Source organism: Scytonema sp. NUACC21 (assembly GCF_054684315.1).
The window spans coordinates 172,686-185,876 of the sequence record NZ_BAAFZH010000094.1 but is presented as its reverse complement, the minus strand read 5'-3'; the positions used below and the strand labels follow the sequence as shown (position 1 = coordinate 185,876).

The following is a 13,191-nucleotide window of genomic DNA, read 5'->3' as shown; positions in this document are numbered from 1 at the left end:
TTATGGTTTATCAAGAGCAAATCATGAAAATTGCTCAAGAAATGGCAGGATATTCTCTAGGTCAAGCTGATTTGCTGCGCCGTGCAATGGGTAAAAAGAAAGTCGAGGAGATGATCAAGCAGCGGGAAAAATTTGTTGATGGTTCGGCAAAAAATGGTGTGAAAAAACAAATTGCTGAAGAGTTATTCGAGCAAATGTTGAAGTTCGCTGAATATTGTCTTAGCTATGACACGGAAGTTTTGACGGTAGAATATGGTTTTTTGCCTATTGGAAAAATAGTGGAAAAAAACATTGAGTGTACGGTTTACTCAGTTGATAGTTATGGCAACATTTATACCCAACCTATTGCTCAATGGCACGATCGCGGTCAGCAAGAAGTGTTTGAATATTGCCTGGATGATGGTTCGACAATCCGAGCAACAAAAGACCACAAATTCATGACAATCGACGGGCAAATGTTACCTATTGATGACATCTTTGAACGGGGTTTGGAGTTAATGAAAGTTCAAGATTTGCCATCTACTTAAGATGATTCCTGCAGTTATTTACACAATCACAGTCCTACTGGCAAACTATACAGCTACCTGGTTTCTGCCTTTGCCAATCTTCGGTCAGGTTGCAGTGGGGACTCTATTTTTCGGCTTGACATTTGACCAACGCGATCGCTTGCACCACAATAGGGGGAGAAAAGCTGTTTACGTGGTAATCGGCATCACTGCTTTCTTATCTGTACTGGAATCCTACTTTCTAAAAGTACCGGGTAGAATTATCTTCGCTTCTCTAGTTGCGATCGTTCTTTCAGAAGCAGCAGATACAGAGATTTATCAAAAGGTTATCCAACGTCCTTGGTTAGAACGAGTTGCCCGTTCCAATGCCGTTTCAATTCCTTTAGATAGCACAATATTTAACTGCATCGCATTCGTTGGAGTTTTTCCAGCCATCGAAATTTTGTCACTGATTTTTGGGGAAGTTGTCGTGAAATCCTTAATTAGTGGACTTGTGGCTTTTTGGAAAGTCAGAGAGTAACGAGAGTGCTATCGCACAATCCTATTTGTAATTAGCCCCGTAAATTTAAGTAAATTTACTTGACATTTCCAAGGAAGTGTATGAGATGATAAATGTTTATTTCCATAAATATACTATACAAAAATTGATAAAAATAACAACAGATTTGGCTTGCTCATACTGATGGCTGCCAACAATTAAATAGATTTGATTGTTTTCAAATATCACCTGTCAATTCAACCTGAATAAAGACAGCATTTTATGTAAAGTAGTGTAACAATGGCAACACATACCAATCTTCTAGCTGCCTCTTGGCTCAAACCAATTATCGATCTTATTCAAAAGCAGGATTTTGACGAGGCTTGCGCGTTGACAGAGTATTTACCCGACACACGAGGTAAACAACTGGTGCGATGTGGAGCTGTCCTCGGTCAGAAAAAGACAGCAGAAGCAGAAGCATTGTTGCAAAAAGTATCGCTGAGAATGCCAGAGGAATTGGCTGATTTTATTTCCATTGTCAAATGGAGTGGTGTTGACTTCATTGAGTTAAGTCTAGCAGCAATCCGGAACAAGTATTTCTATTTGGAGCGTCTTTGCCTGGGGTATTACTTGTACAAACATCTAAAACTAGATCGCTCGTTCATGGAATCTCAAACAGATGAATATCAAGTTATAGAACTCTTTTTGGAAAACACGCTTCAGCAAGAACCGCAGCGAAGGTCAGAGATAGTTACAGCTTATGTTATTCTCAGTCTACGCGCTGAAAATCTCAGGCAAAGAGAAAAACGTGAAAAACTTCTCACAAAAGCTATTCATCTCTCAACAAAATTTCTATTTGGAGAGTTCTTTGCTCGGGAAAAAGATTCGGATGAGTACAGTTCGACTGAAGAAGTAGAACCCCCTATCTATGTTATTTACAGAGCTGCACCATATGAAAGACGATTAGCATTCTATGCCTTGCTTCATCAGCAAGCTAAAATATCTACCGAGAAACTAACTTTTTGGCTGGAAAAATTGCTTCAAACCGACCTAGATTTAACAGATAAAGATATTGAGCAAATTCAACCTAGAATTTTGCAGTTACCGCTAGAGTTGCAGAATCTCATTCGTCAGGGAAGGGCTTTACAAGGACAAAAGGATGTTACAAACTTAGAAGTGTCAATTGAATTACCTTTATTTGCTAACGAATCGTTGGAATCTCGTTCTGTAAAGCCGAAATCGTCACTTCCAAGACCAAAATTTCTTCCTCCTCGTTCAGGCAAGCCAAAGAGAACTGAAGCTGATAGTATCCGCAGCAGCCAAGCACAATCAAATTTAATCAAGAACTTAATAAGTGCATTTGACACGAGTTCTGTAAAACCTAATGAAGGTGCATTTGATACTAGTTCTGCAAAATTGAATAAAGCTGAAGATTCCACTGTTACAGTTGAGCGTTACACTCTTGTAGATTTTCCGTTGCAATGTGCTCTTGAACGTGAAGTGAAGCTGAGAATTCAATTAGTCAAGGATGCTCCCAACGTAACACGGGCTTTAAAGAAAATAACGATTCCATTGACTTCAGGAGTTGAGCAGGCAAAACTTGATGTTGCTGTGACAGCGCCAGGATTTAAAATTTTGCAGTGCTACAAGCAGATGATACTACCTGTAAACGGGGATTCAGAAGAAGTCACTTTTATGCTTTTACCAGCTGAATTGGGAGAGCAGGTGATAGAAATTGAATTTTTCCACGAGGGATTGCGGGTAGGATACGTGATTGTGGAAACCAGGGTAGGCTTTTCTAATACGCAGAAACCAGCTTATGTGCGGTCTATGGAAGAGCCTAGCGATCGCGTACAAGCCTTATCAAATGAAATTAAATGCCGCGAACAGCGGACATTGCTTGTGAATTGGGATGAATCAGGAGGCAAACTCTACTACAGAATTTACTCAAATAAAAATAAAGCATTTGAGGAAGGAGAGCAAAATTTTCAAGTGAACAAGGAACAGGTAGAAAATTATTTGCGAACATTAAATAAATTTCTCCTAGAAATTGTTCAAGTAGCGCTTCCAACGAAAGAAGAATTAAAGAACCTGTATTCAGAACTGGCAACTGTTGGAAAATCCCTTTTCGATCTTCTCATTCCCCCTGCTTTGAAAGAGGGTATGCAAAAGTGGCAGCCTAATTCTTATATTTTCGTATCTACAAATGAGCAATGGATTCCGTGGGAGTTGATACACGACGGAAAAGATTTTTGGGGAAAGAAATTCTTCATAATCCGCCATCCCAGGATCAATAGGATCAATAATCAGTACAAGGCACTAGAAGCAAGCAGACCCATAAGTCAAGGGACAAGACAGATGAGACGGATTGTCAACGTCATTGGCGGTCAGGTAGAGAATACAGCAGCAGATCAAGCTGCACAACTATTCAATAAGCTATTACCTTCTTTAACTGTAGAACTATTACAAAAACCGCCCATTTCTGTTCTTGAGAGTGCTGCATCAGGAGCAGATGCAGTTCATTACACCTGTCACGGACGTTTAAATCCCCATATGCTTCAGATTGCTGAAGATAGAGACAAAGAGCAGAATTTGCTTCCTGAATTTGTTAGCAAATTACAGATTGAACCGGGCAGCCTGGTGTTTGCAAATGCCTGTACTTCAGCAGTTCCCGTACTCCTTTCTGGCAAGTTTAACAGTTTTGCATGGGAGTTTTACCGACAGGGTGCAGATGTTTTTGTCGGAACACTTGGAGCTGTACCCGCTCAAGAGGCAATCAGCTTTGCCGAAACAGTTTACCGTGAATTGTTCCGCAAAGATATCAAACAAACTATCACTCAAGCTGTTGCTATTGCTAAACAAGAGGCAAGTGAAAAGGGAGAGTTATTTTGGTTATTTTACTGCATCTACGGTAACCCAGACTTCTGTATTAATTTTTCCTAAAAGAATTAGGAGGCGTGAATTGCATTTAGCAGCCTTGCCTTGTAGTTTTTATCATCTTTTCTGAAATCGTTTTTGGGCAGGTTTTTTTCAACTTCAAGTAGTACACTGTGAATTTCAGGGATTTCTCTTTCACACCATCGGTCAATAGCCCCTGATAGTGTTTGGAAGTCATTTGGCAAGGTAGAGACAAGATTATTTAAATCATTTCTATTCTGGTCGGAGAATTTATGAGGCTGAGTTTTTAACAGTTGAATGAAAGCTTTGAGTTTTCTTTTGGCAGCCTTATCAAAATAAAACTGGATTGCTTTCCTGAAGCCCCAAGCCGCTCCTCCAAATACTATGGCAGAAATGATGCTAATAGCAACAGCTATGCTGAAGGGATGAAGTTGTAAAGAAGTAGGAGACCACCATTCAACTGTAATCTCACCTTTGTCACTACCAGCTGTTAGAAGACCGGAATTAGAAGAGACTAATGCTCCCCCACCCAAACCAGCACTAATGATATATATAGTAGTTTGTAGTTGATCGTTGAATTGTTTATCAGTGTTATCTTTAGCTTGTAAGCGTTGTAAAGTCAGGCGTTCCCGCTGTCTTTCAGCTTCCTCCTTTTTTTGAAATGCTTCAGCTTGCTCAATTTCCACAATTCCTCTAATAGTATTAAGCAGGTGCTGAAAAAGAGCTTGACCGGGAACCAAGTATTTCAAGTCTATTTGAATCTGTTTCCTATAAGTGTGAGTTCGCTCTAAAAAATTCTCCAAAAATCCTAAGTTCTCTTTTGATAAGTTTTGGCTGTCTTCTTGGGGTATAAACTTTTGACTTATCTGTCGAATACCTGTCAGCCAATTCCTGTAATTCTGGGTATTGGTATGAATTGTCGTCAGGTGAGTGCCTAAGTCACGTTGGTAACGAGCATATTCAAACTCTTTTGGTGACATGGTTGCCAGCAAATCTTTTAATGTCTGTAGCCTCTGTGCTGGGTCAGTTCCCAAATTGCCAAATCCTTGGCTGTACTTTTCTAATTCACCGTAAATTTGCCGTGCTTGCTGATTGCACCAGTAAGCTTGCCGATGAGCATGGATAATTTTAGTCCGACAACATAGGAGTTGTAGGATATCTCGATAAGCAATTCTGTCAAGATAATCTTTAGTTTTGGGGTGTCGGTTGAAGCACACGAGTATATGACAAGGTTGAGCAGTTTGCTTGGGATCGGCAGGGTTTACCTCATACTCAAAAATGGGACTACCAAAAAGTTGACCTGGGCTACCAATCAGACGGGATAAGGCAGCGAGAGTTGTAGATTCCGCAAGGCGGGCACAACACCTACCTTCCTTGTACTGTAGCAATCCACTTACGCATTCATCAGCAAGTTTTAGATAGTCCTCCGACTCACCCTGGGGTTCAGCAATAAGTAGAAGTGTCTTTCCCAATGAACAATCAAGCTGACCCGGTAAAAGATTGAGTAAACTCAGGTCGGCAGTTTCTACAGTTACATCTGTTTGAGTGTAACGTAACGTCATATCAAGAGCGTAAGTATCATGCAGTCGGACTGGATCGACAGTCCCCTTAAGCCTAAGACTGTTCGGTTGCACTGTTACCTCAAAGTTACGCAACTGCTTGTTTCGTAGCAGGTTAAGGTCTTCAGTGAATTTGTTTTCCTTTGCGGCTTGCTCATCCTCATATTCTGGTTGGTTTTTCCCATCTTTGTAACTCAACAGATTTTCTGGTAGCAATTGGAAAGGTTCAATACCGTGTTTTTTTCCCAAATTCCTACACTGTTCCCAGAGACTATTAACATCCTCTCTTACCCGAAATAGGTCGTTGCGAAGATGAAAGGCAAAGAGGGTTAGCCTGGGGTTGCGAATTCTCCAAGCTTTTGTTGTGTCATTCATTTACTTAAGGACTTAACGACTGAGAAGGGGAAGAAGAGCTTACTACCATAGCATTATGAATTGCATTTTGTAACCGTTTTTGGTAATCCTCATTTTCATCTGGTTCCGGAGGCGGTTCATCCCCTGCCATCAAATCGCGATTTAGCTGTCCTTGATAAATTTTATAGAGATTGTCGTGGTTTTTAAACCAATTTTCGATTGTCTCTGACAGTTGTTCAACATCATTTGACTGTTGAGAAACTTGTTGCTTGAAATCGGTCAGAAATTGCTCGGAAAACAGAGAAACCCTATTTTCCAATAAATATATAAAAGTGTTAATTTTCTTTTTTGCTTGTGTCATAACTAATGTCTTATGGTATTGCGATTGATAAAAATGTTTGATAACAATGGATAAGTTAAACTACAGCCGATAACCTCACCTTTCTTTCTCAAAAAGAGGGTATTAATGCTGCAGATAAAAGCAATAACACAAATTTAAACAATTTCATTGTTCATTTTTCCGGAAGATATGGCAAATTCATATCCCGTCTACTGCTTTCTCAAGATTGTCTTTCCCACTGCCTAGCGTATTTTAGCAGCATTATCTCGCTGGTCATAGCTGTAAGGTACCAGCAGCATTGGAACAGCAGCACGAGAAATTTGGGGGGGGCTATAGTCCCTACACGTCCTTGGTGGAAGGTACTCTACATCAGTAGGTCGGTAAGAAACAACGTAACTGAAGAGGGTCGTCCTCAGTCATTTGTCATGGATTAAGGTTTCAGATGCGTTTACATTTTGTAACGTACTTCTGTTTATTCCCGCCCACCTACTTATGTCATGGGTGATGTCAAGAATCTCATTCATTACAAAAGTAAATCCAATTTATAAAATTCCTCCTAATATGTAGAGCCGTCTCAATTGGCTTTGTGCTAGCAAAATCAAGCTTCTAGCCTCCGAAGCCCTATTTTTCTCCGTATGCTTTTTATGTGTAAATCAAAACTTCGTTATCTTTTTAACACTTAAGTATAAGTTATTTCAATCAATATACCTAGATTTTAGCACCCTTCTCATTGAATACTAAGAGGGAGTGAAGATAATTTAACCTACATACAAAAAATATTTAGTATGTATGCATTCTCCTATTTGCTCGGAAAACTACTTGTTTGGCTGCGAAGCTACGCAGCCCTAGGATTTATATGTCTGGTCTTGGGTTGGTCGCTTCCGGCTCAAGCAGCCCGTATAAATCCGCAATTAGAACGGCAGGTCTTGGAAATTATCCGCGAACATCCAGAAGTGCTTGTGGAATCAGTACAAGCATACCAACAAAAACAAAGAGCGGAAATACAGCAAGCACAGCAGCTATTTGTGCAGCAGATGACAACCGATCCTCAATCGGTAATTGGTGACTCTCCAACAACTGGCTCACATGATTTCAAAATCCTATTAGTTGAATTCTCTGATTTCCAATGTCCGTACTGTGCCCAAGCACACGCAACATTGAAGCAATTCATGGCAAAGCATCAGGATGAAGTTACCCTCGTTTACAAACATTTTCCCCTCACAGCCATCCATCCTCAAGCAATGTCATCCGCCGCCGCCGCATGGGCAGCACAACAACAAGGTAAATTCTGGGAATATCAGGATGCACTCTTTACCAATCAAAAACGATTGGGCGAAGAACTGTATCTGGAGATCGCAAAAAACCTAGATTTGGATCTGGACAAGTTTAAACGCGATCGCCTTGTTGGTAGTTCTGCTGTTGAGAAAGACCTACAGCTTGCCCAAAAGTTGGGTCTTTCTGGAACGCCCTTCTTTGTTATCAATGGAGAAACTTTATCCGGTGCAATAGAGCTTGCCCAGATGGAAGAAGTGCTAACTCGCGTTCGGAAAAGTTAAGTATAATTTCTGGTTAAAATGCTATAAAATTCTACACTTAGTAGTTAAACCTTTTTTCAGTAATTGCCCATAAAGCTTATTTTAAGTGGGGTCACGGTTTACCTTCTGTTGTGTGAAATGTTACTACGAATTGTAGATACATGAGTTGTGTTTTGGTGCTTTACTAACTAAGTTTTAGCAATACTTGTGCAAAACGCGGTGCATCCAATTCAACCCAATTAACTCGTAGAACAGTAGTCGTGAGGTAATTAATGCGTCGCATAGGTTTACGTGTGTTTTTCCCTATTGCCCTGATAGCTAGCTGCGGGTTTCCTCTCATTACGTCTAATCCATCAGTAGCTAACTCTAAGAAAAATTCTGCTTTCACTGTAGTAAGAAAAGATAATCCTATTGCGGCAGTAAGGTCTAGCTACCTGTCCACATTGGAACAGCAAGTGATTGCCGAAATGAATAGAGTGCGGACGAATCCCCAGGCATATATTCCAATCATGGAAAGTTACAGACAGCGCTTTCAAGGTAAAAAAGTCAAACTTTCCCAGAATGTCTTTTTACAAACTCACGAAGGGGTACAAGCCGTTGATGAAGCGATCGAGTTCCTGAGATCGGTTCGTCCCATGAGTCCATTAATAGTATCCAAAGGTATGTCTTTAGGGGCGAGAGACCATGTCCAAGATTCAGGACCAAAAGGTCACACAGGTCATGGTGGCACCGATGGTAGTAATCCAGCAACTCGAATTAACCGTTATGGGAATTGGATCTCGACTGCAGGAGAAAACATCAGTTACGGTCCCAATACAGCTCGGGATATTGTTATGCAATTAATTATTGATGATGGAGTACCAAATCGCGGTCATAGAAAAAACATTTTTAATCCTAACTTTAAAGTGGCTGGTGTAGCCTATGGGACTCACTCTAGATACCGAACAATGTGCGTAATTACCTATGCTGGTGAATACAAAGAAAGATAAATAAAAAAATTCGTAATTTGTAATTCGTAGTTCGTAATTATTAACGTAGTAATTACGAATTACCAATTATTGATGATGCGTCCCTTAGCACTTTGGATAGTGGCTGCTATGACCCTATTCGCTACATCCTGTGATGTACTTTTTGAATACGAATCGCAAGAACCTGAAACTCCTCAAGCAGATTCGGGTTCTTCAGCAGGAAGAAACACTCTTTCGCGGCTCGAACAGCAAGTAATTGTGGAAATGAATAAAGCGAGAACCAATCCTGCTGCTTATGCTGCTGTCTTAGAAAAGTACAGACAGCGTTTTGAAGGCGATCGTGTCAGACTCTCTAGTCGTGTTTACTTACAAACACAGGAAGGGGTAAAAGCAGTCGATGAAGCTATAGCCTTTCTTAAGTCAGTTCGCCCTGTGGGATCTCTCCGTTCATCCAATGGGATGTCTTTAGCTGCTAGAGATCATGTCAAAGACCAAGGATCGAAAGGTATTATCGGTCATAAAGGCAGTGACAAGAGCGATCCCTTTAGTCGCCTCAATCGTTATGGAACTTGGCAATTAACTGCAGGAGAAAATATTAGCTACGGTTCTCATACGGCACAAGATATTGTTATGCAGTTGATTATTGATGATGGAGTGCCGGATCGAGGTCATAGAATAAATATGTTCAACCCTGATTTTAAGGTCGCAGGTGTTGCCTTTGGAATTCACTCCACCTACAGGCAGATGTGTGTAATTACTTATGCAGGCGGATTTAAAGAAAAGTTTGTAACTCGCAATTCGTAATTTTGAAGAGGGAACTCTTAACAGGGAACTCTTAACAGGGATTTTCCATGCTTAAGGTAGGGGATTTACTAAACTTTATTTGTACCGACCCGCTAAATTATGTCATTAAACCTTAACGTATACACTCAAGGACAAGGTTTTCCTATACTCTGTTTGCACGGACATCCTGGTTCTGGTTCCAGCCTCTGCGTTTTCACCAATCACCTGTCAAAGCGTTTTCAAACCTTTGCGCCCGACTTACGTGGCTACGGCAAAAGTCGGTACAATCGCAATTTTAAGATGCACGACCATTTAACTGACCTAGAAAACCTTCTAGATCGGTTTCAAATTGACAAATGTCTGATTTTGGGGTGGTCTTTAGGTGGAATTTTGGCGATGGAATTGGCGTTACGGCTACCCGAACGTGTCACAGGGCTGATTTTAATAGCGACAGCAGCGCGACCTAGAAGCAATCATCCCCCAGTCACTTGGCGGGAAAATATTTATACAGGGATTGCCTCGCTTGTAAGTTGTATAAATCCTAACTGGCAGTGGAACATTGATACCTTTGGCAAGCGATCGCTCTTGCGCTACCTCATCCAACAACATACGCCTACAGCATATAGATACCTAGCAAAATGCGGAGTACCAGCTTATTTACAAACTTCCTCTGCTGCCACTCGCGCTCTATATACTGAGATAAGAAATGGATACAATCGACTCCCAGACCTAGAGCAAATCCAATGCCCCAGTTTAGTACTTGCTGGTGCCCAAGACTACCATATTACTGCTAGTTCTAGCTTAGAAACATTTCGATCCCTTGGAAACTGCAGTTGGCAGTGTTACTCCAATACTGCCCACCTTTTTCCATGGGAAATTCCCAACCAAGTCTTGAAGGACATCGATCTCTGGCTAGAGGAACATCCGCAAGTAGTTATGAGTCATTGAGTTCTTTGTCATGAGTCGAATACAAAGGACAAATGACACTGGACAGGTGACTCATAACTCTGGATTAGCCTTTTACATTTGACCGCTAAAGACAGGCTGAACTTTGCGGTCAATCCGTTCCCCCAAGTCATCAGCTATAGTCAAAGCTTCTGGTTTGCAGCGTTTGACGTTAATTGCAATTCCCTGAGCACCCTCTTGTTCCAAATCTTCTACGTAACCTTTGATTGCGGCTTTTGCCTCACCAGAACTTAAAAATGGTCCGAAGTAATAAGTGCAACGGGGGGTTTGGGTAACGACTTCTACCCACCAAGCCAAGCCAAGGCCGTGGAATACGTTAATCAACAATTCCTTAAAACTATCCAAAATGGTTTTCATGGTTTTCGCTGATTTCTAAATGTAGTACAGGGTTTTAATGAAATGGCGTGCAAGGCGCGATAATTCTTTTTACATTTCTTTATACTCTGTTTACCCTTCTTTTTTCAAAGAAATTTTTGGTAATTTATCTAAATGCAGCGTATTAATCCACCGTTGGCGATAAATCTCATAAAGCGCCATGCCTGCCGCTACGGAGGCATTGAGGCTTGGAGTTTTACCTTGTAAGGGAATTGACACTAAATAGTCGCAATAGCGTTGTGTCAAAATACTCAGACCTTCGCCTTCAGAACCAATGACCAAAACTGTGGGTCCGCTAAAGTTAACTGAGTGCAGGGGTTCGCTTGCTGTTGCAGCGGTTCCATAAATCCAAAAGCCAGCAGCCTTAAGTTCTTCTAAAGCACGGTGCAGATTCACCACTCTAGCTACAGGAAAATTTTCTAAAGCACCAGCAGCAACTTTCATGACCGTGGAAGTGATTCCAACAGCCCTGCGTTGCGGGATCGCCATGCCTTGAGCACCAACTGCCTCTGCAGTACGAATGATAGCTCCTAAGTTGTGAGGGTCTTCGATCCCTTCAGCTACCACGATGACAGGATCGTTCACAGATTTTGCCCGTTCGATTAAATCAGTTAAATCAAGATAGGCATAAGGAGCAATCTGTGCCGCTATTCCTTGGTGATTTGCGGATACAGTAATTTGATCTAGGCGCTTTGGTTCTACTTCATCGATGATTGTACCATTTTCCTTTGCTCGCAAAATAAGCGAATGGAAACGGGGGTCGTAACGCAGGCGCGATGTAATCCAAATCCGGTTAAGATTGCGCTCACTTTCCAAAGCACTTAACACTGGATGACGACCATATATCAGATCGATATCCTCTTGTGGGCGAGCGGGTATGGGTGACTCAGAAAAGTTACGATTTTTGCGGGGGGCTGCATTAGGAATGACTTTGGCAGCACCCTTGATGGCAGGGCGTCTTGATATGACACGCTTTCCCTTTTTTATCAAGGGTTGCCCACTATTCGTTTCACCAGCAGTTTTGGGTTGTCTTTGTTTATTCATCATAATAAATGTGCGATCTTGCCTATGGGTAGGCATTTTGTTACTAAAATTTACCGAACCAAGTCTACAGATTTTTCTGTCATGAGATTAATTTCTCATTACTGTTCCAATTGAAGTTTTTGTAACAGTTCAGTTAAGCGATGGCAATCCTGGAGATAGAGGTAGCCAATTAAGGTTTCTAAACTCGTTGCTTGTTGGTAGGTTTCGGGATCGAGCCGCTTGGGACGCCCTGTAGCAGCATTCCGACCTTTCCGGACAATTTCTAACTCGTTACTCCTCAAATGAGGGTAGAGCAAGCGCAATACCTCAGCCTGTTTTTCCGCTCTGACTTGTTCCACCACTAAACTATGATACGTCTGAGAGCGCTTTGGTGGTAACAAATAAAACCTTCTAATGTAAAGTTCATAAACTGCATCTCCCAAGTAGGCTAAGGCAGTAGGAGAAATCTGTTGCAGTTGTGCCTGTGAAATCTCTTGGAATAATTGCCCTTGGGATTGCCCCAACAGCTGGCTCCAATAACAACCCTTGTCGGGAACATTATTGGGCTCATCTAGTAGGTCTTCCTCCTGTGATGTCACAAGTCCATTTTTCCTCGCGTACTACATTTGGGAGGCTTTCTTCGGGGAGACCTAACTTATCTGCCCGCAGACTGCCGTGCAGGTTTACATAAGCATAATTGCTGCTAGAAAATTAACTCAACAATTGTAACTTTTTTTTCAATTTTTAGTTGCCATTTTGTGCATCCAAGGAGATCGTTGTGAAGTGTTTTTTTAAAACCGTCCAAGTCTGCAACCTGGGATCGGACGCTAGCATACTTTATCTTGGCGAAATATCAACTATTGGGGTATGATACGAAGCCTTTATGAAATAACTATAGCATACAGCAAAGCTCATTATATGCTATCGCCGGATATTATTTATATAATTTTTAAATTTAATTGGGAGAAAAATTTACCAGTCTTCACGAGTTGACCGAAAAATTTCCGCTCGCTGGCACTCATACCCATAAGCGTTAAGAGCAGTCATTCGGAGAGTGAAACAGGCACAAGTGCGTTGCGTATCTTGTCTGAAGGGCATGGGCAGAAAAACAGAAGGCTTTTTTGGGGATTGGTAACCTTTTTAATTGAAGATTGCCCAACGGAAGAGTCACTCAGCTAGGACGCGAAAAACTTGCCTGGGGTGCTGACTCACCAAATCGAAGATTTGGGTGAAGGCTGAAACTCAATTCGGGCAAGGCAAAAAGGCAAACCAAAAAACTTTTTCTTCCCTTCTGCCACGGCAGTCGCGTGGCAGAAGGGGAACCCGTCCAACGCGCTGCCTCCTCTGCCAAGTGCAGTCGCGGGGCTGCGGGAAAACCCGTCCAACGCGCTGCCTCCTCTGTCCTC

At 41.6% G+C, this 13,191-nt stretch carries 12 protein-coding genes and 1 pseudogene; 7 read left to right on the top strand and 6 right to left on the bottom strand.

Annotation, left to right across the window (positions count from 1 at the left end; all coding sequences use genetic code 11):
- From ACYRY3_RS27335 to ACYRY3_RS27325, 3 genes and pseudogenes are all read left to right on the top strand, one after another.
- Positions 1 to 527, top strand: a pseudogene (locus ACYRY3_RS27335) (trans-splicing intein-formed DNA polymerase III subunit alpha N-terminal partner DnaE-N); the annotation flags it as partial.
- A 1-nt stretch (position 528) separates the two neighbouring features.
- Positions 529 to 1,026: a VUT family protein gene (locus ACYRY3_RS27330; protein ID WP_460204776.1), complete on the top strand. Its 498-nt coding sequence runs from the start codon at positions 529 to 531 to the stop codon at positions 1,024 to 1,026.
- 258 nt (positions 1,027 to 1,284) lie between these two features.
- Positions 1,285 to 3,927 (top strand): CHAT domain-containing protein, encoded by a 2,643-nt coding sequence (locus ACYRY3_RS27325; protein WP_460204775.1) that lies wholly within the window; start codon positions 1,285 to 1,287, stop codon positions 3,925 to 3,927.
- A gap of 5 nt (positions 3,928 to 3,932) precedes the next feature.
- Here ACYRY3_RS27325 and ACYRY3_RS27320 read toward each other — a convergent pair whose 3' ends face one another.
- Both ACYRY3_RS27320 and ACYRY3_RS27315 read right to left on the bottom strand, forming a co-directional pair.
- A complete protein-coding gene (locus ACYRY3_RS27320) occupies positions 3,933 to 5,816 on the bottom strand; it encodes a hypothetical protein (RefSeq protein WP_460204773.1) in 1,884 nt (627 codons plus the stop codon).
- Positions 5,817 to 5,820: 4 nt separating this feature from the next.
- Complete coding sequence (locus tag ACYRY3_RS27315; protein WP_460204772.1) at positions 5,821 to 6,156, bottom strand: hypothetical protein; 336 nt, start codon at positions 6,154 to 6,156, stop codon at positions 5,821 to 5,823.
- A 764-nt stretch (positions 6,157 to 6,920) separates the two neighbouring features.
- Between ACYRY3_RS27315 and ACYRY3_RS27310 the strand changes: the two genes are divergently transcribed.
- The 4 genes from ACYRY3_RS27310 (at position 6,921) to ACYRY3_RS27295 (ending at position 10,369) form a co-directional block, all read left to right on the top strand.
- The gene (locus ACYRY3_RS27310; RefSeq protein WP_460204771.1) at positions 6,921 to 7,691 is read left to right on the top strand and encodes a DsbA family protein; all 771 of its coding nucleotides are present in this window, start codon (positions 6,921 to 6,923) and stop codon (positions 7,689 to 7,691) included.
- A 251-nt stretch (positions 7,692 to 7,942) separates the two neighbouring features.
- Positions 7,943 to 8,659, top strand: a complete 717-nt coding sequence (locus ACYRY3_RS27305; RefSeq protein ID WP_460204770.1) for a CAP domain-containing protein — start codon at positions 7,943 to 7,945, stop codon at positions 8,657 to 8,659.
- Positions 8,660 to 8,734: 75 nt separating this feature from the next.
- Complete coding sequence (locus ACYRY3_RS27300) at positions 8,735 to 9,442, top strand: CAP domain-containing protein (protein WP_460204785.1); 708 nt, start codon at positions 8,735 to 8,737, stop codon at positions 9,440 to 9,442.
- Between the two features lie 99 nt (positions 9,443 to 9,541).
- Entirely contained in the window at positions 9,542 to 10,369 is an 828-nt protein-coding gene (locus ACYRY3_RS27295) for an alpha/beta fold hydrolase (RefSeq protein WP_460204768.1), read from the top strand.
- Positions 10,370 to 10,441: 72 nt separating this feature from the next.
- On the opposite strand, the gene ACYRY3_RS27290 is transcribed toward ACYRY3_RS27295, so the two are convergent.
- From ACYRY3_RS27290 to ACYRY3_RS27275, 4 genes are all read right to left on the bottom strand, one after another.
- Positions 10,442 to 10,744, bottom strand: coding sequence for a DUF1816 domain-containing protein (locus tag ACYRY3_RS27290; protein ID WP_460204767.1), 303 nt, complete (start codon positions 10,742 to 10,744; stop codon positions 10,442 to 10,444).
- Between the two features lie 90 nt (positions 10,745 to 10,834).
- On the bottom strand, positions 10,835 to 11,809 hold the full coding sequence (gene rlmB, locus ACYRY3_RS27285) for a 23S rRNA (guanosine(2251)-2'-O)-methyltransferase RlmB (RefSeq protein WP_460204766.1): 975 nt from the start codon (positions 11,807 to 11,809) through the stop codon (positions 10,835 to 10,837).
- Positions 11,810 to 11,904: 95 nt separating this feature from the next.
- Entirely contained in the window at positions 11,905 to 12,384 is a 480-nt protein-coding gene (locus ACYRY3_RS27280; RefSeq protein ID WP_460204765.1) for a Mini-ribonuclease 3, read from the bottom strand.
- 609 nt (positions 12,385 to 12,993) lie between these two features.
- Positions 12,994 to 13,170 carry a hypothetical protein gene (locus tag ACYRY3_RS27275; protein WP_460204764.1) on the bottom strand — a complete coding sequence of 59 codons (177 nt, stop codon included), beginning with the start codon at positions 13,168 to 13,170 and terminating at the stop codon, positions 12,994 to 12,996.
- Positions 13,171 to 13,191 lie beyond the last annotated feature (21 nt).